The organism is Bacteroides sp. 2201st1_D9_2201SCRN_220225, assembly GCF_040928965.1.
GTDB lineage: Bacteria > Bacteroidota > Bacteroidia > Bacteroidales > Bacteroidaceae > Bacteroides > Bacteroides stercoris.
This window is the reverse complement of record NZ_JBCODG010000018.1, coordinates 1-21986: the sequence shown is the minus strand read 5'-3', so window position 1 is coordinate 21986 and position 21986 is coordinate 1. Positions and strand designations below refer to the sequence as shown.

Annotated in this window: 19 protein-coding genes and 1 other RNA gene; 6 read left to right on the top strand and 14 right to left on the bottom strand. The window is 46.2% G+C overall.

The genetic code is table 11. From position 1 onward, the window contains the following. Window positions 1-5: 5 nt before the first annotated feature. From AB5903_RS07900 to AB5903_RS07865, 8 genes are all read right to left on the bottom strand, one after another. Window positions 6-2462: an FAD-dependent oxidoreductase gene (locus tag AB5903_RS07900; protein WP_368117750.1), complete on the bottom strand. Its 2457-nt coding sequence runs from the start codon at window positions 2460-2462 to the stop codon at window positions 6-8. 265 nt (window positions 2463-2727) lie between these two features. Next, window positions 2728-3924 carry a clostripain-related cysteine peptidase gene (locus AB5903_RS07895; protein WP_368117749.1) on the bottom strand — a complete coding sequence of 399 codons (1197 nt, stop codon included), beginning with the start codon at window positions 3922-3924 and terminating at the stop codon, window positions 2728-2730. A 30-nt stretch (window positions 3925-3954) separates the two neighbouring features. After that, window positions 3955-4347: a hypothetical protein gene (locus AB5903_RS07890; protein WP_016662114.1), complete on the bottom strand. Its 393-nt coding sequence runs from the start codon at window positions 4345-4347 to the stop codon at window positions 3955-3957. A 111-nt stretch (window positions 4348-4458) separates the two neighbouring features. After that, window positions 4459-5319: an RNA polymerase sigma factor RpoD/SigA gene (locus AB5903_RS07885; RefSeq protein ID WP_002561589.1), complete on the bottom strand. Its 861-nt coding sequence runs from the start codon at window positions 5317-5319 to the stop codon at window positions 4459-4461. A 191-nt stretch (window positions 5320-5510) separates the two neighbouring features. Next, complete coding sequence (locus AB5903_RS07880; protein WP_368117748.1) at window positions 5511-7040, bottom strand: trypsin-like peptidase domain-containing protein; 1530 nt, start codon at window positions 7038-7040, stop codon at window positions 5511-5513. Between the two features lie 323 nt (window positions 7041-7363). Continuing rightward, the gene (locus tag AB5903_RS07875; RefSeq protein ID WP_117899320.1) at window positions 7364-8698 is read right to left on the bottom strand and encodes a transglutaminase family protein; all 1335 of its coding nucleotides are present in this window, start codon (window positions 8696-8698) and stop codon (window positions 7364-7366) included. Window positions 8699-8759: 61 nt separating this feature from the next. After that, complete coding sequence (locus AB5903_RS07870; protein WP_117741394.1) at window positions 8760-9929, bottom strand: dipeptide epimerase; 1170 nt, start codon at window positions 9927-9929, stop codon at window positions 8760-8762. Window position 9930: 1 nt separating this feature from the next. Next, window positions 9931-11133: an NlpC/P60 family protein gene (locus AB5903_RS07865; protein WP_368117747.1), complete on the bottom strand. Its 1203-nt coding sequence runs from the start codon at window positions 11131-11133 to the stop codon at window positions 9931-9933. Between the two features lie 171 nt (window positions 11134-11304). Between AB5903_RS07865 and rnpB the strand changes: the two genes are divergently transcribed. Together rnpB and AB5903_RS07855 are read left to right on the top strand one after the other, a co-directional pair. After that, window positions 11305-11677: RNase P RNA component class A (rnpB, locus tag AB5903_RS07860), an RNA gene on the top strand. 93 nt (window positions 11678-11770) lie between these two features. Continuing rightward, window positions 11771-13090, top strand: coding sequence for a YihY/virulence factor BrkB family protein (locus AB5903_RS07855; RefSeq protein ID WP_368117746.1), 1320 nt, complete (start codon window positions 11771-11773; stop codon window positions 13088-13090). Window positions 13091-13098: 8 nt separating this feature from the next. On the opposite strand, the gene AB5903_RS07850 is transcribed toward AB5903_RS07855, so the two are convergent. The 4 genes from AB5903_RS07850 to AB5903_RS07835 all read right to left on the bottom strand — a co-directional run bounded on the left by AB5903_RS07850 (window position 13099) and on the right by AB5903_RS07835 (window position 15536). Next, window positions 13099-13638: a nitroreductase family protein gene (locus tag AB5903_RS07850; protein ID WP_005653426.1), complete on the bottom strand. Its 540-nt coding sequence runs from the start codon at window positions 13636-13638 to the stop codon at window positions 13099-13101. Window positions 13639-13680: 42 nt separating this feature from the next. Continuing rightward, window positions 13681-14283 (bottom strand): riboflavin synthase, encoded by a 603-nt coding sequence (locus tag AB5903_RS07845; RefSeq protein WP_005653428.1) that lies wholly within the window; start codon window positions 14281-14283, stop codon window positions 13681-13683. Between the two features lie 353 nt (window positions 14284-14636). Continuing rightward, complete coding sequence (gene phoU / locus AB5903_RS07840) at window positions 14637-15332, bottom strand: phosphate signaling complex protein PhoU (RefSeq protein WP_016662118.1); 696 nt, start codon at window positions 15330-15332, stop codon at window positions 14637-14639. A 9-nt stretch (window positions 15333-15341) separates the two neighbouring features. After that, complete coding sequence (locus AB5903_RS07835) at window positions 15342-15536, bottom strand: hypothetical protein (protein WP_147345133.1); 195 nt, start codon at window positions 15534-15536, stop codon at window positions 15342-15344. A 317-nt stretch (window positions 15537-15853) separates the two neighbouring features. Between AB5903_RS07835 and AB5903_RS07830 the strand changes: the two genes are divergently transcribed. The 3 genes from AB5903_RS07830 to AB5903_RS07820 are packed head-to-tail and all read left to right on the top strand — an operon-like array spanning window position 15854 to window position 19705. Continuing rightward, window positions 15854-17593, top strand: coding sequence for a glutamine--tRNA ligase/YqeY domain fusion protein (locus AB5903_RS07830; protein WP_005653433.1), 1740 nt, complete (start codon window positions 15854-15856; stop codon window positions 17591-17593). 10 nt (window positions 17594-17603) lie between these two features. Further along, window positions 17604-19025 carry a tetratricopeptide repeat protein gene (locus tag AB5903_RS07825; protein ID WP_022104823.1) on the top strand — a complete coding sequence of 474 codons (1422 nt, stop codon included), beginning with the start codon at window positions 17604-17606 and terminating at the stop codon, window positions 19023-19025. 35 nt (window positions 19026-19060) lie between these two features. Then, entirely contained in the window at window positions 19061-19705 is a 645-nt protein-coding gene (locus tag AB5903_RS07820; RefSeq protein ID WP_005653437.1) for a DedA family protein, read from the top strand. A gap of 74 nt (window positions 19706-19779) precedes the next feature. Here AB5903_RS07820 and tpx read toward each other — a convergent pair whose 3' ends face one another. Further along, a complete protein-coding gene (gene tpx / locus AB5903_RS07815) occupies window positions 19780-20283 on the bottom strand; it encodes a thiol peroxidase (protein WP_005653439.1) in 504 nt (167 codons plus the stop codon). A gap of 125 nt (window positions 20284-20408) precedes the next feature. On the opposite strand from tpx, the gene AB5903_RS07810 reads away from it, so the two are divergent. Continuing rightward, window positions 20409-20984, top strand: coding sequence for an HdeD family acid-resistance protein (locus tag AB5903_RS07810; RefSeq protein WP_118207408.1), 576 nt, complete (start codon window positions 20409-20411; stop codon window positions 20982-20984). A 130-nt stretch (window positions 20985-21114) separates the two neighbouring features. On the opposite strand, the gene AB5903_RS07805 is transcribed toward AB5903_RS07810, so the two are convergent. Further along, on the bottom strand, window positions 21115-21711 hold the full coding sequence (locus AB5903_RS07805; RefSeq protein WP_005653444.1) for a master DNA invertase Mpi family serine-type recombinase: 597 nt from the start codon (window positions 21709-21711) through the stop codon (window positions 21115-21117). Between the last annotated feature and the right edge of the window lie 275 nt (window positions 21712-21986).

Genomic DNA, 21986 nt, shown 5'->3' with positions numbered 1-21986 from the left:
TCCGTTTATATAAATAGATTCACATTCGCCTTGTCCGCGCGCTCCATATAGGTCGCCACACCGCCTATGGTAACTTCGTCCAGCAATTCTTCGCGCCGGATGCCCATCATATCCATAGACATCTGACAAGCAATAAACTCAACTCCTTGCGCCAACGCCTGAGAACGCAACGATTCCAAAGAATCTATTCCTTTCCGCTTCATCAGGAAGCGCATCATCCTGCTGCCCAAGCCCATCATATTCATTTTGGACAGTTTCAGCCGCAATGAACTGGACGGAAGCATCATACCGAACATCTTTCCGAAAATATCTTTCTCTGTCCGGGGTTTCTGTATCTTCTTCAAGACATTCAATCCCCAGAAGGTGAAGAATATCGACACTTTCTGTCCGGTTGCCGCTGCGCCGTTAGCGAGTACAAAGGTAGCTAAAGCCTTGTCTAAATCATCGCTAAAAAGAATTAAAGTTTTTCCCCGTCCGCCTGCTGCCGGAAGAGACGACGGGCAGGCACAAGCCTCATCGCCTTTTTCAAGCAATACCGTGTAGCGTCCTTTTTCTTCCTTTTTCTCTATCAGCTTGTTGCCCGTAGTGGCACACCAGGCAGAAGCATCACGTGCGAATCCGGCATCGGTCGCCACAATTTCCACCCGCTCGCCCGGAGCGATGCTGTCCATGGCTTTCTTTACCTGCATGATAGGGCCGGGACATTGCAGGCCGCAGGCATTAACCCTCAAAGGCTCTTTGGCAGAACCGCTCTGTACCGATTGCGACGGAGCGGATGCAGCAGGCTGAGCCGGCGATGATGCCGTAGGAGCAGGAATGGGCGCCACTGCTGTAGAATAGGTCTTATATCCGCCTATCAAGTTGGCCGTATTGCGATAACCGCGTCCTATCAGAATACGTTGTGCCAAATATCCGCGCAAACCTACGGCACAGAAAAGCACGACGGGCTTATCCGCCGGTATTTCCGACAAACGGTCGCGCATCTCGTCCAGCGGGATATTGACAGCTCCCGGAATCGTTCCGAACGAGAATTCTTCAGGGGTACGGGTATCTATCAGCATTACTTCGTCTTTCTTCTCTGCCAGTTCGCGCCAGGAAATAACCGGCATGGCGCCGCTGATAATATTGGAAGCCACGTATCCGGCTATGGCAATAGGGTCTTTTGCCGATGAGAAAGGCGGTGCATAGGTGTGCTCCGTTTCCATCAAATCGTAAACGGTTCCTCCATGTTTGATAAGTCCCGCTATCTGGTCGATGCGCTTATCCACTCCCTCGTAGCCTATGCATTGCGCTCCATAGAGTTTTCCGGTTTTCGGATGGAACGTCAGTTTCAAGGTCAGAGGCAACGCATCGGGATAATAACCTGCATGCGAAGCAGAATGGGTTACCGAGCTTTGATACTCCATACCCCATTGTTTCAGACGCTTGGCGGCAAGTCCGGTAGAGGCTACCGTCATATCAAAGACTTTGGCGATGGATGTACCGATAGCTCCTTCGTAGGATGTGGTATTGCCCAAGGCCATATTATCGGCAACGATGCGTCCCTGACGGTTTGCCGGATTGGCCAGATAGTTGAGCCACGGTTTTCCGGTCAGCGGATGGGGATATTCAATGGCATCGCCCACAGCATAGATGTCTTTTACGGAAGTTTCCAAGTGCTCGTCTACCCGGATACCGCCCGTTTCGCCCAACTCCAAACCTGCCTGTTGCGCCAATGCCGTTGCCGGACGCACACCGATAGAAAGCAATACCATATCGGCAGGAATCGTTTTTCCGCTTTTCAGAAAAACGGTAATTCCCTCTTCAGTACGCTGGAAACGGGTAACGCCCTCTTCCAGATAAAGAGAAACGCCTTTTTCGATCAGATGCCGGTGAATAGGTGCAGCCATGGAGAAGTCGATAGGCGCCATAACCTGATTGCCCATCTCTACAACAGAAACCGTAACTCCCGCATGATGCAGGTTTTCCGCCATCTCAAGTCCGATGAAGCCTGCGCCTACTACAACTGCGCGTTTTACTTGCTTGTCTGTGATATAAGCCTTAATCCGGTCGGTATCTTCTACATTGCGAAGCGTAAAGATACCTTCCGAATCAATGCCTTCCAAAGGCGGTTTCACCGGATTGGCTCCCGGAGAAAGCAGAAGTTTGTCATAGGTTTCTTCATATTCCTTTCCATCTGCTTTACGAATAGTCAATGTTTTCTTTTCCGGATCGATTGCGATTACTTCGTTCTCTACCCGCACATCGATACGGAAACGTTTACCGAATGATGCGGGAGTCTGAACCAATAGTTTTTCGCGATCGGCGATAACACCGCCTATATAATAAGGTAATCCGCAATTGGCATAGGAAATGTATTTGCCTTTCTCCAATAAAATGATTTCAGCTTGCTCATCTATTCTTCTTAACCGGGCAGCAGCCGTGGCTCCACCTGCAACGCCACCGATAATTACATATTTCATATTTCTTTCTTTTTAGTTTGATACTGCAAAGGAAGTAATAATTTCCAATATAAAATAGTTTCCTTAGGAAAATAATGTTAATATACTATTTAATAATATATTATACCTGTATAACAAGAAGAATAAGCTATTATTAAAAACATGCAGTTTAATCATTGCAAGTTATAAAATATAACGAAAAACATAAAAAAAGAGATGCATCCTCTCGGACGCATCTCCATTATAACCATATCATATTCAAAGTCCTTTCTATTCCTACTACATACTACCAGCCCATATTTTCGAGTCCCGCAGCTTTATACCAAGCCATGGAACGGTAAGCCTCAGCAGCTTTGGAATCAACCGAAAGGGGGATATAATGCGTAATGCCGTTTGTTCCTTCCATTGAAAACATTCTTTTGAACATGGAGTAATTTTTATCTGTAGTATTCCAATAGACAATAGAAGCATCAAACACATTCTTCCAAGCAACATAAGCATCGGCATCCAGCCGCATTTCCATCATCTGCGAGAAATCATAGTAACCAACATGTCCTTCTTCCATATCCCGCTTATCATAATCAAACACCGTATTAAAGGAAGACACGCTTTCGTTGTCCGCGCGCTCCAAGAGTTGCCCTGTCACATCCGCCAAATCATCCAACGCATCTGTCCTTACAGCGCAAATGGAAGTTCCGCCTGTCCAGTTTGCATTCGAGATACCCTCTCCTGCTTTATAATTATCCTTATAATGATTAAAGTAGGCTTCTGCCATTTGTGCAGCCGCGCCCGGTTTAAACATATAAGGAACAACCTTGTCATAAGGAGCGCCCGGACCCGGATTCTCCGTAGGCGAACCGATATAATAATCGGTATAATTACGCACCTCATAAGCCACTTCTACAGACATCATAAAGCATGCGTCAAACATTATAAAGTCAAAGTGAGGCATCCCGTCATCCAATACATCAACAAAGTCAGATATATTCATACGGTTATCCTGCCCCTCTCCTGTATCCTGCCCTATCCAGCGTGTAGAAGCCGAAGGTACCGGATAAGGAATCCAGCCGTCTGCGTGCGACCAGTAAACCAAACCGTAACTGTCTGCCGGATATTCATAGAAAGCACGGTGCATTACCTCCTTCATCACAGAGGCCTTCGTGGATACCTGCTCTGCATACTCCTTGATTATCTCCTTCTCCAAACGCCCTTTCTTGTTTCTAGAGATCCGGAACAAAACTGGTGCTACCCTGTCATCCTGATATACCAGCAAGTTACTGGATGACAAATCAACGGATTCCATGCCTGCAATCATCTCTTCCACATCTTCCTTCGCAAATGACGACAAGTTATTATCCGCTACAATGTAAACAAGCACGGTTCTACTTCCTACCTCAGGTGGCACCGGATCATCATCTTGATTACAAGCCGTAAACAAAAGGAAAAAAGATATGCACAGCAATGTATAAAGCTTCATTCTCATAGGTATCGTATAATTGTTGCAACGCACCGATTACTCTTCCGGCTTCTTAAAACTGAACTTATCCGACGTAATAGCCTGCAACACCATTGTGCTCTTCTTATACTTCGCCTTTACCTTGACAGCTTCCTTTTCCAGTTTCTTTTTATTCTCACTGAAATAGATCATACACGTATAATCGGGTTTCTTCAAATCGTATTCCAGATAGTTTTTCAATTGATAGCTGTACAAGTCACGCTTGGGCAAAAAACCGTTCTTGTCCAGTGCCGTACTGTCCAATACTTGGATTTCCGTACAATACACTACCGAATCATTGAAAGACGCCGCTACGCCAAAAGCATAAACAGGCTTATGGCTTTTCATTGTAAACGCTGTACACAAAGTAAATACGAGCATCACTGCAAATACTATTTTTATGTGCTTCATAACTTCTTTTTGATTGTTTAATGGGGCAAAGATAATAAAAAAACCGGCCATCCACTCTGGACAGACCGGTTTTCTTAATTTCTTTTATTTGTCAGAAACCGATATTCTTATTTATCCCAAATAAGATTTGAGCAATTTACTACGATTACTTTGTCTTAATCTTCTGATTGCTTTTTCCTTAATCTGGCGGACACGCTCACGTGTGAGACCGAATTTGTCGCCGATTTCCTCTAATGTCATTTCCTGCTGTCCGATACCGAAAAACATCTGTATGATTTCTTTTTCCCTATCGGTTAACGTAGAAAGAGCTCTATCAATTTCCCTCGCAAGAGACTCGTTCACCAAAGAGCGGTCGGCCATAGGAGAGTCGTCGTTGACCAGCACATCGAGCAAGCTGTTGTCTTCTCCTTCAACGAAAGGCGCGTCTACCGAAATATGGCGGCCGGAAACCTTCAGCGTATCGGAGATTTTGTCAACAGGGATTTCCAGTTCATCGGCAAGTTCTTCGGGCGACGGGCGACGTTCGTTTTCCTGCTCGAACTTGGAGAAAGCCTTGCTGATTTTATTCAGCGAGCCTACCTGGTTCAAGGGAAGACGCACAATACGCGACTGCTCTGCCAAAGCCTGCAAAATGGACTGACGTATCCACCATACTGCATAACTGATGAACTTGAAACCACGTGTCTCATCGAACTTTTCGGCAGCCTTAATCAGTCCTAAATTACCCTCGTTAATCAAGTCGGGCAAACTCAAACCCTGGTTCTGGTACTGTTTGGCTACAGATACAACGAAACGCAGATTGGCACGTGTCAATTTCTCCAGTGCAACACGGTCACCCTTGCGGATGCGCTGAGCGAGCTCTACCTCTTCTTCGACTGTAATGAGGTCTTCGCGACCGATTTCCTGCAAATACTTGTCAAGAGAAGCGCTCTCTCTGTTAGTGATACTTTTGGTAATTTTTAGTTGTCTCATTCTTATAATACAGATTTGGGTTGCAAAGTTACGACAAATTATTTATTACAACACTAACATGCCGAAACTTTTTCACCTTATTTATACCTTACTTATACAACAAAAAAGATGTCGGTAAGTATTCACCGACACCTTTTTTTCATCTTTCTTTGCTTATATTACAATCTTCTTACCTGATTATCATGTTTTTGTTATTCCTGGCTCAAATCAACAGCATAACTTGCACGCTTGCCCGACGGGAACATACCGGTGATAAACAACACTTGTTCGGGAGATTGGGCGGCAGCTTTCAGTACCTGCTCCATGTCCTCTACCGACTTCATCTGTACATTGTTCGCCTTGAGGATGATGAATCCCTTACGGATACCGGCATCTGCCATTTTACCGTTGGACACTCCGGTTACTTCCAAACCGTAACCCAAGTTAAGTTGTCTCTTCAATTCGGAAGATACAGGCTTGAAAGCTGCACCCAACAGTTCCATTCCGGCATCTTTCACTACTTTCGTATTGCCTTGAGAGTTCTTCAGCGTCAATACAAACTCTTTCTCTTTCTTGTCACGGATTACCTTCACCTTTACTTTATCGCCCGGACGATGCTTAGCCAGCACTTCCTGCAAATCGGTAAACTTATGCACCTTCTTACCGTCAATACCGATGATAACGTCATCCGACTTCAACACATCGGCAGCAGAACCACCCTCTACAACTTCGGCAATCAAGACACCTTCCTTCACACCGAGTTCGTCGGCTTTCTTCTTCATTTCCTCAGCCAGTCTTTCGTCCATTTGCAGGTCTGTGCCCAGTGTAGTACCGGTAATACCCAGCAAAGCACGCTGTACCGTACCGAACTGCTTCAAGTCCGCTACAACTTTCGTCATGATACTGGTGGGGATTGCAAAGCCGTAGCCGGAGTATGCACCTGTCGGTGAATACAACATGGCGTTGATACCTACCAGCTCACCTCTTGCATTAACCAGCGCACCACCACTGTTGCCCTGATTGATGGCAGCATCCGTCTGGATGAAGGACTGGATATTCGCAGCCTGTCCGTTGGACGCCGTTGCGCCGATGGCACGAGCCTTTGCACTGACGATACCGGCTGTTACGGTAGAGTTCAGGTTGAACGGGTTACCTACCGCCAACACCCACTCACCTACTTTCAGTTCGTCGGAGTTGCCTACCGGTACTGTGGGGAAATCATCACCCTCAATCTTAATCAGCGCAAGGTCGGTGCTGGGGTCAGTACCGATGATGCGGCCTTTCAACTCGCGGTCATCGTTCAGTTTCACGGTAATTTCATCAGCACCCTCAACCACGTGGTTGTTGGTTACGATATAGCCGTCTTTGGAAATAATCACGCCGGAGCCGAAACCTACGCGCGGTTGGGTCTGTATCTGACGTTGCTGTCCGCGACCGTCACCGAAGAAGAAGTCAAAAATATCCGGCATGCTCTGCACTGTCTGAGTCTTGCTCAACTGTTTGGCACGTATATGTACTACGGCATGAACCGAACTTTCTGCCGCTTGCGTCAGGTCAACAGGCTGCGCATCCGTCGCGTTATAAGCAGCCAACCGTAAATTATTAGGGTTCTGCTGGAACAATTCGCTGAATGTAGCAGACTTTTCCTTATTCTGCATCTTATAAGTGGTAACACCGGCCACTCCTGCACTCAGAACTACAATGGCTGCAACTCCAAGGATGTTTTTTGTTGTCTGTTTCATATTACTTTCTATTTTCTTTAATTGTTAATATTCAAATCTCATTTAACATTCTGACGTTAAAATAACGACAAAAATCGTTCTGTTATTCCGCTTGTCACTCTTTTTTGTTCTCTTTTAACAGTGAATATTTGGGACTTAACAGCGGTTAACGGCAGAAGCTGACAAATTAGCATTTATGCACGATTACTGTCTGTTAAAAGACTGACAGATAGACAAAACAAAAACGCACCATCCGTTTGCCTGTAACGGATGATGCGTTGAGGTTCAACAGATGATGCGTTTCGCCTCAACACATCATCTGTTTTCAAGTTGTATGCCATGCCTTAATAATTAAGGTAATCGATGTCCATATGGTAACTCCATTGCGGAAAATAAAGGTTTCCACCTTCCCACTCTACCTCACCGCGCTGGAAATCTACGGTTTCGCTACGCGGATACTTCTTTTCGGGCACTAACGGCATGCCGTAATCGGTATTTACAATCATGCGCCAGGAGTCGATACCACCCAGGAAGAAATACTCTTCATCGGCATTGCGGGCAAAAGCCGGGATTCCGAACGATTGGTCTACAGGCACCCACCCTACGCCTTCAAAATATACTTCCGCCCAATCGTGCAGGTTCCAAGCACGGGGATGCATCATGAACCCGCTCTGAAAATGTGCGGGAATGCCGCTGATGCGGCATAAGGTTATGAATAAAAGGCTGACCTGACCGCAATCGCCGTGACGGTTGTCCAATACATATTCCGGAATATTCTCAATCGTGGAATACTCGCGGGCAGATGCCCAGGGGAAGTGATCGTTAATCCAACGGAAGATGCGCTTAGCCTTTAAATAAGGATTGGTTTCACCTGCTGTCAACTTGGCAGCCAACTCACGCAGCCGCGGAGAGAAGACGATGTGTTTCTCCCGCTCGGCGGTATACTCTTTATAAAGAGCGGTAGTCGTATCATAAGGCAGAACATCTTCCGCGCGCAGATTATGCCACTCTCCGCAGGATGTATATTCAAATGTTTCGGAAAATACGGTAGGCTCTCCTTGTACCGCACGCTTTTCCATATAGAGCGTGCTATGCCGGCACTCTTGCGGAGAAAGGACATAGTCCGGCTCACTGGCAGAGATGAACTTCACATCCCGCTGCCGGGCCTGGTCGGTACGGGGATAAGGCAACCAGCAGCGAACCAGCTTTCCGGCAGGAACGGCATTAGTGTCTACCGTCAGCGTATAAGTGACACGCATCCGCTTAGGAGCGACTATCGCCTTGTTTTCTTTCTTCACGGCAGTAATCACTTCGGGCAGATTCTCTTTGTTCACCTTCTCACTTCCGCTTAGAGCAGTGCCCTCTTTGGCTATCTTTATATCATAGCAGGCAGAATCCACACGAAACAGATTAGGACCGGCATTACGGAAATAGCGTTTTTCACCATCCAGAACCATGCACTCCAAAGCATTGGATGCTTCCCACTGCCGCATCTGTTCGTCCGTTACATCAGGGATATACTTTCTGATATAGTCCTTGACCTGAGATTCCGTCAAACAAAAATCCGTAAGCAGACGCCGGTGCAAATCATCATCCCAACTGTATGGCCTGTTCTCCGGTTTCGTGCTGCAAGCAGAAACAAAAACAAACAAAAAGACAATATATAGCAGATTCTTCATGGATTATATAAGTAAATCAGTTTATATCAAGAGCACCTGTCACCGTATGATTTCCGTACTTTTATATCTTCACGACTCCAATACCCGGCAAGTCCGGCAGTGTAATCTTTCCCTTTACAACTTCCATTCCCTTGAAACGGTCGTTGGCTATCAGCAAACTGCCGTCCAAATCGGCAAAATCAACTGCCGGAGAAAATTGTGCAGCCGCAGAAATGGCACACGAAGTTTCGGTCATGCACCCCACCATTACTTTCATGCCCAAAGCACGCGCCAGTGTCACCATCTTCCATGCTTCACGCATACCGGTACATTTCATCAGCTTGATATTGATGCCGGTAAAAGCATCTTTCAGCCCTACTATATCCTTTAAGCGTTGGACGGATTCATCTGCAAATACCGGCAACGGACTTTGCCCGGTTACCCACGCAATATCATCCAACTGCTCTTTAGGCATGGGCTGCTCTATCATCACAATGCCTTTCTCTTTCAGCCAGTGAATCATATCAAGCGCATAATGTTTGTCTTTCCAGCCCTGATTGGCGTCAATGGCGATAGGCAGGTCGGTTACCGAACGGATGGTCTCGATCATCTCCTTATCGTTGTCGCGCCCCAGCTTCACTTTCAGGATATTGAACTGCCCGGCACACTCTTTAGTCTTTTCACGCACCACATCGGGCGTATCAATACCGATGGTAAAGGTGGTAGAAGGCGCTTTCTCCTTATCCAATCCCCAGATTTTATACCAGGGGGCCTGCAACAATTTACCCACCAAATCGTGCAAGGCAATATCCACCGCAGTCTTGGCCGCCGAATCTCCTGCAGAGAGACTGTCTATATAACTCAGGATATCTTCCAGCCGGAAAGGGTCGGAGAACTGCCCGATAACATCCTGCACTTTCTTCAAGAAAGCCAGTACGCTGTCCATCGTGCCCAATTCGTGCTGCAGGTAGGGCGGCATGGAAGCTTCGCCATAACCGATGATGCCGTCATACTCTATTTCGACCTGCACATCGGGAGTGGTGGTGCGCGAATAAGCAGCCACCGTAAACACATGACGCAACCTCAGTTCATACGAAAAGAAACGCAGCTTCATTTTAGGCGTAACGCCACTCTTATTGATATTGAACAAAGCAGGCGCCGCACCCTCACCTGCCAATACGCTATTGATAGCCATACCCGAACCTAAGGCGGCAAAGGCGGCGGTCTTTAAAAAGTCTCTTCTGTTTTGCATGTCATTTATAGTATTCATTGGTTTCCGTTGTGTTTAATCCCTCTTCCTTATTTATATAAGGTAATACGCGCGTAGCGAACAGTAACCGTCCGAGATTGTACTCATCGAACAATTCATCTGCCGGGTCGAAACTGCTGATATGCACATCGCCCTGCGAATGAATGAAACGCTTGCCGCCAATATACATACCCACGTGTACGACCCGTTCTTTACGTTCCGGAGTTGCCTTGCGGCCGAAGAATATCAAATCGCCCGGTTGCAGGTTGGAAAAATCGGCTGCAATGTCTATATGCTCGCCCACATAAGCCTGCTGGGAAGCATCACGTGGTATAATGATGTCGTGCATAAAAAGTATGGTGCGCATGAATCCGCTGCAATCCACGCCTTTCGATGAAGTTCCCGCCCAAAGATAAGGTATCCCCATCATGGTGTGTGCCGTACGGATAATGCCGGCGGCATCCTGCTGCAAGCCGGAACGCCATTTCTTCTCGGGCATGGCTATGGATTTGGAGATGTATCCCCGGCGACCGTCGGGATAGGTCACCTTGTAGAAAGCTCCCTTGCTCCCTTCCCACTTCAAACGGTTGCCGGCCACAACGTCCGAAACCGTTTGTGAAGTTTGGTTCGGTTCGGAATAGACAAAACCGTAATGAGCGGTCACAACAATCTTTTCCGCCTTGTTCCACGCAGCCATTTCTTCTTCGGTCACCGGATGTACACCTACACGATGCACCCAGGCGATATAATTGTCGGGAGTCTGGATACGCACCCAGCCATCGCGCTGCAATACGCGCACTGGCATCCCCATCAGACTCTGTGTCATCATTTCCGATGAGAAATCCGGGGCGACACGCATATTTGCCACAGACACATTGATAATACCGCAGGTTTTGCCTTCCAGCCCCTTCACATCGGGAAGCAGTTCAAGACAGTCCATCACGGCATAGCCTTTTCTTGCCAGTTCCTTCAACAATACGTTTTTCGCTTCTGCCGAAGTAGTGACGCCACGCAGCATCACATTCTTATCGGAAAAAGAATAATCTACATCCAGCAATGCCACACGCCTGTCCGGTGCAAACTGTTTTTTCAAACTGTCGGTGAGTTGTGCCACCTCTACCGGTATATTACGGTCTCCGGCTTCCGAAGCGACAGCAAAAAGAGTTATAAAGAGAAATACTGCAAAGAATGCGGCAAACTTTTTCATGGACTATACGCATTTGGGAATTATTAATGTTAGCAAAGCTAACAATTTATTCTAAAAGAGATACATATTTTCAGTGTTTTTAAGAAATTACACAAATAAAACACCGATAACGAACAAATCACCGGTCACCTGACGTCAATCACTAAAAAATTCCTATCTTTGCACCCCAAAGCAGTTGGTCGGTCTGTCGCTTGCGCCTCGTGCGCATGAGGAAAGTCCGGGCAACACAGAGCATCCTACTTCCTAACAGAAAGCTGTCCGCGAGGGTAGAGTAACGTAGAAGAAAATAACCGCCATACCTTCCGGGGTTGTGGTAAGGGTGAGAAGGTGGGGTAAGAGCCCACCGGTCTTGTGGCGACACAAGGGCTGTACGTCTTAGGAGTTGTAAGGTCATGTAAACCGACGTTATGAGAGTTGCTCGCTCCATGTCGGAGGGTAGACCGCTAAAGCCTGTATGGCAACATACGGCTCAGATAAATGACAGACGCCTTGATTTAATTGCTGAATCAGGGAACAGAACCCGGCTTACAGACCGACTGCTTTTTTAAATTAAAAATTAAAAATTGAGAATTAAGAAATAAAGTCCTTTCGGCATACTATCGTTTTTCAATTCTCGATTCTCATTTTTCAATTTAGCATGAACAAGCGCATTGCCACCCTTTGGAAATTCCTGACATACGACATCTGGCGTATTACAGAAGACGAAGTCACTAAAACGACTTTCTCCTTATATAATATTATCAAGACCATTTATCTCTGCATCAACCGCTTTACCAAAGACAGGCTTGTAAACAAGGCATCGGCATTGACATATAGCACTTTACTGGCTATTGTACCTATCCTGGCCATTGTGTTTGCCATTGCACGCGGGTTCGGCTTCGACAATCTGATGGAGAGTCAAATCGTTCAAGGCTTCGGCGGCCCATCGGAAACAACGGAAGTTATCTTCCAATTCGTCAACTCCTATCTATCGCAAACCAAAAACGGCATATTCATCGGCGTGGGCCTGATCATGTTATTGTGGACGGTGCTCAACCTGATTAACAACATGGAGATTACCTTCAACCGCATCTGGCAGGTAAAAAAAGCAAGAAGCATGTACCGTAAAATCACGGATTACTTCTCCATGCTCCTGCTGATACCCCTTCTGCTGGTAGTTTCGGGCGGTCTTTCCATATTTATGAGCACCATGCTGAAGAATGTGACAGACTTCACCCTGCTCGCTCCCATCGGCAAATTCCTAATCCGCCTCATACCTTTTGTGCTGACATGGGTGATGTTCACGGCACTGTATGTTTTCATGCCCAATACAAAGGTGAAACTCAAGCATGCGCTGATTTCGGGCATTCTGGCAGGTACGGCACACCAGGCATTCCAGTTCCTTTATATCAGCAGTCAGTTGTGGGTATCCCGTTACAACGCCATTTACGGTAGTTTTGCGGCACTTCCCATGTTCCTGCTGTGGTTGCAGATATCGTGGACCATCTGCCTTTTCGGAGCGGAACTGACGTATGCCGGACAAAACATCCGGAACTTCAGTTTCGATAAGGATGCACGCAACATCAGCCGCCGTTACCGCGACTTCATCTCCATCCTCATCATGTCGTTCGTAGCCAAACGCTTTGAAAAGAACGAACCGCCCTATACCGCCGAAGACATATCCGAGGAGTGCCAGATACCCATACGCCTGACCAACCAGACCCTTTATGAATTGCAGGAAATCAACCTTCTGCACGAAGTGGTGACCGATGCCAAAAGCCAGGGCATCGCCTACCAACCTTCCATGGACATCAGCAAGCTGAACGTTGCGCTCCTGCTGGACAAGCTGGACACCCACGGCTCCGAGGACTTCAAGATAGACAAGGACAAAGAATTCCACGGGCAATGGGAGACACTGATGAAAGCACGGGAAGAGTACTACAAGAGTGCAAGCCAAGTGCTGCTGAAAGACCTGTAACGGTCTCTTTAATAATGGTTGTATGAAACAACCTTGTCCTTGGATTTCCTGGACTTCTTCCGTTTGTCTTTTGCCGGATAACCTATCGTGATGTCGAGCAACAGACGTTTATTGGCAGGAATGCCGGTAAGCTTCTTAATCTCCTTTTCATCGAACCAGCCCAGGATGCACGAACCCAGCCCCTCGCTTTCGGCAGCCAGCGTAATATGAGCGGTGGCAATGCCGATATCTATCAGAGGGAAATACTTGTCCTTAATCTTGGCGCCCAAGAAAGAAGTGATATTCATGGATTCTTCCACCACCAGAATATGTACCGGAGCATCTTTGGCAAACTTATTCATCCCCAATCCGGCAGTGGCCTTACCCACTTTTACAGCAAGTTCCGGATCGGTGATCACCACAAAACGCCACGGCTGGGCATTGCATGCCGAAGGCGACAGCCGGGCAGCTTCCAAAATACGTTCCAACTTCTCCGGCTCTACCGCACGGGACATATCATAAGCACGGTCGCTTTGACGTGAAGCGGCCAATTGCAAAAAATCATTCATAATAAGATATGAGTTATGAATTATAAATTATGAGTTATAACTCTATTTATACTGTATCATTCTGCTGATATATTTACCGATAATATCGAATTCGAGATTCACTACGCTACCCACCTTGAAAGCGTGGAAATTGGTATGCTCGAAGGTATAAGGGATAATGGCTACCTGAAAGGTATCATCCGTAGGATTGCACACGGTCAGGCTGACACCGTTTACGGTTACCGAGCCTTTATCCACGGTGATATAACCGCGCTTCGCCATTTCCTTATCAAAGGCATACCGGAATGTAAAGTAATAGCTGCCCTCGGCATCCTTTATGTCCACACAGGTTGCCGTTTGGTCTACGTGTCCCTGTACGATGTGTCCGTCCAAGCGGCCGTTCATCATCATGCTGCGCTCCACGTTCACTTCATCGCCTACTTTCAACAAGCCGAGATTGGAACGGTCCAGAGTCTCTTTCATCGCCGTCACCGTATAAGTATCATCCGTCATGCTGACAACCGTAAGGCATACGCCATTATGAGATACGCTCTGGTCTATTTTTAATTCATTTACGAACGAACACTTGAAAGTAAAGTGCACGTTTTCTTGGTCTCTGACCATAGCCACCAGCGTGGCACATTCTTCTACTATTCCGGAAAACATAAACTTGTTACAATTTAAATTTAGATATTACCCGCATTGCGGATGCGACAAAGATACAAAAAGGGTCTCATATAGAAATGAAAAAAAGGAAGCTTTTCACAAAGCCTCCTTTTTCAGTTTTCAATAGGTATTAGTTTTTTTTAAGGTAAAAAGATTGTTTTCAGGATAACGTTGCAAAGATAGCCGCTTTTCAAGATACCAACCAAATTAAAAAACATGTCTTATAACATCTTTTCTGTAATTCTTTTGATTTTATTATCATTTCAAAGCAAATTTCTACATCTGCAATCGTTTTCAATGGGCAAATATAGGGCTATTTTCCATTAAACACTAAAAATATCCTAAAAAGTTGACTATTTCTTATCGTCTGTATAGTGTTCGTCCGTACGTCCGCTATGTTTCAGCACCTTCGCATCGATAAAAAACACTATTTCCTCGGCGATATTCGTAATATGATCGCCGGAACGTTCCAGCTTACGGAAAACACTAACCAGATTCAGACAAGAGAGTGCGCTTTCGGGATGCTTGCCGATATAATCTGCCAGAACAGCAGTGGCATTTGCATTAATTTCATCCAGCAGGTTATCTTTGGCGAATACCGCGGTTGCCAGTTCCTGACTTTCTTCCTGAAGAGCTCTTTTGGCAAGTTCAAGCATAGCCGAAACTTGATTTATCATCTCCTCCAGGCGCAGTTCCTTCACCAGTCCGCTTGCCAGAATCGGTTCCTTACAATTCAACGCAAAGCGGGCTATGCCTTCGGCAAAATCGCCCAAACGCTCCAGGTTCGTATTGATTTTGAGCATGGCAAGCACAAAACGCAAGTCGATAGCAACCGGATTATAGAGGGCGATGATGTCTTCTATATCACTGTCTATCTTGAGTTCGAAGGCATTGACACGACGTTCGCGCACCAATACCTGCTGTGCCAGCTCGCGGTCCAAAGTCAGTACGGCTTCTCCGGCACGGCCGAGCTGGTTATACACTAAAGTCCACATTTCGTCTATTTCTTTTTTCAGCAAGACGAGCTCTGATTCGATAAACTGCACCATAATGTTTTTCTATTTCAAAATTATCAATTGCCTAATCATATCACTTGTTCCAACGCATGAAACTGTCCGTACCAAGGCATGGTATCGCCCGTACCACGGCATGAAACTCACTGTACCAAAGGGTGGTAGTGTCTGTACCAACGCGTGGTACGAGAAGTACCATGCCGTGAAATGCCCCGTACCGGCACGTGGTATTTTTTTCATATTGCCTACGTTTTTCCGCGTACAAAGAAACAAAGGAAATATTAAGGCAGTATGACTATCGTTTGAAGGAAATGTTTCAAACATGTTACAAAACCGTTACAATACACACAAACCCGCCGTGTGTAACAAGTATGTAACATGCGTTGCTTTAATTCGCATGCAAAAAACTCCGGTTTTCACAAGCCGGAGTCTACGGTTCGTGTCTGCCGCTTTCCGGACAGGAAATCACTAAAAAAGAGCGGATATATTCCCGTGAAATAACGATATACGAAAAAATAGTCGTATTTTTGCACCACTATACGAATAACAATAGCATTATGGCAGAAATAAAAAGCGAAGAAACAAGCGAAAAGAAGAGCCTGAACTTCATTGAACAAATAGTAGAGAACGACTTGAAAGAGGGTAAAAACGACGGAAAGGTACAGACACGTTTCCCGCCGGAACCTAACGGTTATCTTCACATCGGACATGCCAAGGCCATTTGCCTGGACTTCGGCATTGCCGCCGCACATGGCGGGGTCTGCAACCTGCGTTTCGATGACACCAACCCCACCAAAGAAGATGTGGAATATGTGGAAGCCATCAAGGAAGATATTCAATGGCTGGGTTACCAGTGGGGCAACGAATACTATGCCTCCGACTACTTCCAGCAGTTATGGGACTTCGCCATCCGCCTCATCAAAGAAGGCAAAGCATATATCGACGAGCAGACATCCGAGCAGATTGCCGCTCAAAAAGGCACTCCTACCCAACCCGGTGTGGAAAGCCCTTACCGTAACCGCCCCATCGAGGAAACACTCGAACTGTTCCAAAAGATGAATACCGGCGAGATAGAGGAAGGCGCCATGGTGCTCCGTGCCAAAATTGACATGGCAAGTCCCAACATGCACTTCCGCGACCCGATTATCTATCGCGTGGTGAAACATCCGCACCACCGTACGGGTACTACCTGGAAAGCTTACCCGATGTACGACTTCGCTCACGGACAAAGCGACTACTTCGAAGGTGTAACCCACTCCTTGTGTACACTGGAATTCGTTCCCCACCGTCCGTTGTACGACCTCTTTGTAGATTGGGTAAAAGAAGGCAAGGACCTGAACGACCACCGTCCTCACCAGTACGAATTCAACAAGCTCAACCTGAGCTATACGCTCATGAGCAAGCGCAACCTGCTGACTTTGGTGAAAGAAGGCCTTGTCAACGGCTGGGACGACCCCCGTATGCCGACTATCTGCGGTTTCCGCCGTCGCGGCTATTCACCCGAGTCCATTCATAAGTTCATCGATAAAATCGGTTATACCACCTACGATGCCCTCAATGAATTTGCCTTGCTGGAGAGTGCCGTACGCGAAGACTTGAACGCACGCGCCACCCGCATATCCGCAGTATTGAATCCGGTGAAGCTTGTCATCACCAATTATCCGGAAGGACAGGTTGAGGAAATGGAAGCCGTCAACAACCCGGAACGTCCGGAAGAGGGCAGCCACAACATCGAATTCAGCCGCGAGCTGTGGATAGAACGCGACGATTTCATGGAAGATGCTCCGAAGAAATATTTCCGTATGACTCCCGGACAGGAAGTTCGCCTGAAAAGCGCGTACATCGTGAAGTGTACCGGCTGCAAGAAGAACGATGCAGGAGAAATCACAGAAGTATACTGCGAATACGACCCCGACAGCAAAAGCGGCATGCCCGGCGCTAACCGCAAAGTAAAAGGCACAATTCACTGGGTGAGCTGCGCACACTGCCTGCAAGCCGAAGTCCGCCTTTACGACCGGTTGTGGAAAGTGGAAAATCCGCGCGACGAACTGGCAGCCATCCGCGAAGAAAAGAATTGCGATGCGCTGACCGCCATGAAGGAAATGATAAATCCGGATTCTCTGAACGTATTGCCATGCTGCTATATCGAGAAATTTGCCGCCGGCATGAAGCCCCTCTCCTACCTGCAGTTCCAGCGCATCGGTTACTTCAATGTAGACCGCGACTCTACACCGGAGAAAATGGTGTTCAACCGTACCGTAGGCTTGAAAGATACTTGGGGGAAAATCAACAAATAATATAACATTAATGAGTAAAAAGAACCTGTTGTCCGGAAGAGACAAGGAATTGCAAGAACTTGCAGAACAATATGAAGCAGCGAAAGCTGAGAACAAACCTATCTATCTGGATGCAGACGATTTAGCCGACCTTGCCGACTGGTATGCCATGCACAGAAAAAACAGCCAGGCTACCGAAGTCGTAGAATACGGGCTGAGCTTACACCCCGGCAGTACGCCTCTGTTGGTAGAGCAGGCTTATCTCTTCATGGACGCCCGGGAAAGGGATAAGGCCAAACAAGTGATAGAGGAAATAACCGAAGATTATTCCTCGGAAGTAAAAGTGCTTAAAGCCAATATTCTCTTAGGCGAAGGCAAAATAGATGAAGCGGAACAACTCCTTGACTCCATAGAAGACAAAGAGGACTTGGCCAACATCGTGGACGTATCCTATATGTATATTGATATGGGGTATCCCGATAAGGCTGTACCATGGCTGACAAGGGGATTGGAAAAATATGCCGAGGAAGAAGAGTATCTGGCCGTAACAGCCGACTGTTTCCTGGCACAAGGTCTGAAGGATAAAGCCGAAATGTTCTATAACAAGCTGATAGACAAGAATCCTTATTCAGCCCCTTATTGGTTCGGACTGGCACGTTGCTATTTCGAACAGCAACTGTTTGACAAAGCCATTGAGGCATGCGACTATGCAATCGTGTCAGATGAAGAATTTGCCGATGCCTATATGATGAAAGGGCATGCTTTCTATCAACTTGGAAATGAAGAAAGCGCGCTTGAAAATTATACTCTGGCAGAAAAATACAAAGCCGTCAGCCCCAATTTCCTTCATATGTTCATCGGATTCAATGAAATATCCAAAGGACACTGGGAAGAAGGGTACCGGCATCTTGAATTGGTCATACACAGTAAAGATACCGACTCAACGATGTTGCCGTCTTTATATGCGCATGTAGCGATTTGCCTCTATAACTTAGGCGAAAAGCGTCAGGCCGACCTGTTTTTCAAGAAAGCCCATGAGATAGGCCCGAAAGATGCAGAGCCCTATCTGATTGAGGGAGGTATGTATATGGAAAAAGGAGATTTCGACAAGGCTGTAAAGAAATGGGCTTTGGCTTTAGAGTGTGCCCCGTGTGCCGATACTTGGAATGAAATCGGCATGAGCAGCATGGAAACGGGCCATATACAATATGCCCAAACGGCTTTTGAGCAGGTTAAGAAACTGGAGCCCGACTTCGAGAATATCAACGAGAAGCTGACCGCCCTTTATCTGTTACTTGACGACATGGAGAACTTCCTAAAGTACAACCAGCTTTGCGCACACCCGTTTCAGGCAAAAGACCTGGAAAACATGCTGGATTTGCTGGATTGTAAAAACCGGGATGAAATGATAAAAAGAGTGAAAGAGATATTTGGCGGGTCAGGTTTATTTTAAAGACATAAACAAATTATTAATCACAAGTATTATATATGGAATCATCTGCAGAACTTATCAAATGGGTTTTAGAAAATCTGAATTATTGGGTAGTTACCATCTTCATGACTATCGAAAGTTCATTTATCCCATTTCCATCGGAAGTTATAGTGCCGCCGGCTGCATGGAAAGCGATGACCGATGACAGTATGAATATCTTCCTTGTCGTTATTTTCGCAACCATCGGCGCAGATCTCGGCGCACTCATAAACTACTATCTTGCACGTTGGCTGGGTCGTCCTATTGTCTATAAATTTGCCAACAGCCGTTTCGGGCATATGTGCCTGATTGACGAAGCGAAAGTACGCCATGCCGAAGAGTACTTCAGGAAGCATGGCGCCGCATCCACATTCTTCGGACGTCTTATCCCCGCAGTACGGCAGCTTATCAGTATTCCGGCCGGACTCGCCGGCATGAAATTAGGCTCGTTCCTGCTTTACACAACGCTCGGTGCGGGAATCTGGAACACGATACTGGCGCTGCTCGGCTATTTTATATACCGGTTCACAGACATCAAGACAACCAACGATGTCTATATATTGGCTACGGAATACAGCCACGAAATCGGTTATATCATTCTGGCAGTTGCGATATTCGTTGTAGGTTTCCTGATTTATAAAGGAATAAAACAGAAAAAATAAGAATAAAAAACGGTGGATAAAGACAGCCCTTCTTCATCCACCGTTTTTTTATTGCATAGTTAAGTCCAAAGAGGTTATTTCCTAACTGCCGCAATCGCCTTTTCATAGTCCGGCTCTTGCGTAATCTCCGGTACGAGTTCCGTATAGGCAATCTTTCCATCTTTACCGACAACAATCACCGCCCGCGCCAGCAAACCGCTTAACGGTCCGTCTGCCATACGCACGCCATAGTTTTCATCAAAATCCGAGCAACGGAAATCGGACAAGGGAATTACGTTCTCAATACCTTCCGTCGTACAAAAACGGGCATGTGCAAAAGGCAGGTCCTTTGAAACAGCCAATACCACCGTATCCGGCAAACCGGCAGCCAATTCATTGAATTTGCGTACGGAAGCAGCACAAACGCCGGTATCCAGACTCGGAAAAATATTAAGAATTACATTCTTCCCGTTCAGTTCTTTCAAAGAGAAAGAAGATAAATCCGTCTTTACCAACTCGAAATCAGGAGCGACTGCTCCTACTTTTATAAACTCACCGATAACTTTTACCGGTTGTCCCTTAAATTTTGTTGTAGCCATAATTTTATCAATTTATACAATAGAGAAACAAACGGGATGCTGAAAAAGTTCAATAAAACTTTTCATACCACAGATTGTTATTCCCCCAACGAACTTATAATAATCACTTTTAAATTAAGATTTACATGAAAACAATTTTTGATGAGCTGAAACAGGAAGTAAAAAACTGGTGGGTTTCACTTATTCTCGGCATCCTGTATGTAGCCGTAGCTCTGGGGCTAATGTTCTTCCCTTTTAACGGATATGCCGCATTGAGTATTTTATTCAGCATCTCGATGCTGGTCAGCGGTTTGCTGGAAATTGCCTTTGCAGTAAGCAACCGCCAAAGGGTATCCAGCTGGGGCTGGTATCTGGCAGGAGGAGTCATTGATATGATTTTGGGACTCTACCTGGTGACTTATCCTGTGCTGAGCATGGAAGTCATTCCGTTTATCATCGCCTTCTGGCTGATGTTCCGGGGATTTTCCTCGGTAGGCTATGCAATGGACTTAAAAAGGTACGGGACAAAAGAGTGGGGCTGGTATACAGCATTCGGCATCCTTGCCATCGTATGCTCGCTTATTATCCTGTGGCAACCGACGGTCGGAGCTATCTACGCCGTTTATATGATTTCGTTTGCATTCCTTATTATAGGATTCTTCCGTATCATGCTCTCTTTCGAACTGAAGAATCTGCACAAACAAAGTTTCCGGAACTCTTAATTCGCCACAGATTACACAGATATGTACAGATTAGATATTCTTAAGCAAATCTCAGACGCTTAAAATCCGTCTGTAATAATCGGCATAATCCGCAGTGAATCACAGCACATCCCGGTTAGAGACTTCCGGTTTATCTTTTATGATGCAGAAAACGGAACATGGTTGTTCTGGACACTCCCATCCGCCGGGCGAGTTCAGAACAGGATGTTCCTTTCTTCTGCTCTTTAAGCAATTGTTTCTTGTTCTCCGCAAGTATCTTCATCTTAGGCATATCCCCCTTTTTACGCCCCAGGTGCTTTCCTTCCTGCTTTCTACGGGCCAGCGCCTCTTTAGTACGCATTGAAATCAGATTACGCTCTATCTCGGCCATCAGTCCGAATGCAAACCCCAGCACTTTGCTGTTAATGTCATTCTGAAAAACGTATCCTTCTTTGGTGCTGTACAATATCACCCCCTTTTTTATACACGAATTGAGAATAGTCATAATCTCAAGCAGCGTACGGCTGAGCCGTGATATCTCCGTAACAATCAAAGAATCGCCTGGACGCATCTTATCCAACACCCCCGACAACTTACGTTCTTTACTGCTGACGCTTCCGCTGACCGTTTCCGTATACCACTTATCAATACTCATCCCGTTCCTTTCTGCGAAGCGTACAATTTCTTCTCGCTGGTTTTCCAAAAACTGTTTTTCTGTACTTACTCTTAAATAAGCTACTACTGCCATAAATCTTGTTGTTGTTTTACTGGTTTAACGCCGCCAAAGAACGGTTATTCCAATAAAATAGCCAACCGGTCCGTCATATCCTTTGCCAACCGTTTTCAAAATACGGGTTTGTTCCCAAACAGATGCCAAACAGATAAAAAGTTTTGCATTAACATAATCTTCTTCCGGCTATATCAAACTTTTTTCCCCTTTTTCGTTTATCTTTCCTCTATGAAAAGATAAAGATTACCCCTGTCTTTATGGCTCCTTTACTTAGTTTATGGTGTTAATGAGCA

Coding starts and splice junctions, on each gene's coding strand:
- AB5903_RS07900 (WP_368117750.1), bottom strand. CDS start 2,462: ATGAAATATGTAATTATCGGTGGCGTTGCAGGTGGAGCCACGGCTGCT.
- AB5903_RS07895 (WP_368117749.1), bottom strand. CDS start 3,924: ATGAGAATGAAGCTTTATACATTGCTGTGCATATCTTTTTTCCTTTTG.
- AB5903_RS07890 (WP_016662114.1), bottom strand. CDS start 4,347: ATGAAGCACATAAAAATAGTATTTGCAGTGATGCTCGTATTTACTTTG.
- AB5903_RS07885 (WP_002561589.1), bottom strand. CDS start 5,319: ATGAGACAACTAAAAATTACCAAAAGTATCACTAACAGAGAGAGCGCT.
- AB5903_RS07880 (WP_368117748.1), bottom strand. CDS start 7,040: ATGAAACAGACAACAAAAAACATCCTTGGAGTTGCAGCCATTGTAGTT.
- AB5903_RS07875 (WP_117899320.1), bottom strand. CDS start 8,698: ATGAAGAATCTGCTATATATTGTCTTTTTGTTTGTTTTTGTTTCTGCT.
- AB5903_RS07870 (WP_117741394.1), bottom strand. CDS start 9,929: ATGCAAAACAGAAGAGACTTTTTAAAGACCGCCGCCTTTGCCGCCTTA.
- AB5903_RS07865 (WP_368117747.1), bottom strand. CDS start 11,133: ATGAAAAAGTTTGCCGCATTCTTTGCAGTATTTCTCTTTATAACTCTT.
- AB5903_RS07855 (WP_368117746.1), top strand. CDS start 11,771: ATGAACAAGCGCATTGCCACCCTTTGGAAATTCCTGACATACGACATC.
- AB5903_RS07850 (WP_005653426.1), bottom strand. CDS start 13,638: ATGAATGATTTTTTGCAATTGGCCGCTTCACGTCAAAGCGACCGTGCT.
- AB5903_RS07845 (WP_005653428.1), bottom strand. CDS start 14,283: ATGTTTTCCGGAATAGTAGAAGAATGTGCCACGCTGGTGGCTATGGTC.
- phoU (WP_016662118.1), bottom strand. CDS start 15,332: ATGGTGCAGTTTATCGAATCAGAGCTCGTCTTGCTGAAAAAAGAAATA.
- AB5903_RS07835 (WP_147345133.1), bottom strand. CDS start 15,536: ATGAAAAAAATACCACGTGCCGGTACGGGGCATTTCACGGCATGGTAC.
- AB5903_RS07830 (WP_005653433.1), top strand. CDS start 15,854: ATGGCAGAAATAAAAAGCGAAGAAACAAGCGAAAAGAAGAGCCTGAAC.
- AB5903_RS07825 (WP_022104823.1), top strand. CDS start 17,604: ATGAGTAAAAAGAACCTGTTGTCCGGAAGAGACAAGGAATTGCAAGAA.
- AB5903_RS07820 (WP_005653437.1), top strand. CDS start 19,061: ATGGAATCATCTGCAGAACTTATCAAATGGGTTTTAGAAAATCTGAAT.
- tpx (WP_005653439.1), bottom strand. CDS start 20,283: ATGGCTACAACAAAATTTAAGGGACAACCGGTAAAAGTTATCGGTGAG.
- AB5903_RS07810 (WP_118207408.1), top strand. CDS start 20,409: ATGAAAACAATTTTTGATGAGCTGAAACAGGAAGTAAAAAACTGGTGG.
- AB5903_RS07805 (WP_005653444.1), bottom strand. CDS start 21,711: ATGGCAGTAGTAGCTTATTTAAGAGTAAGTACAGAAAAACAGTTTTTG.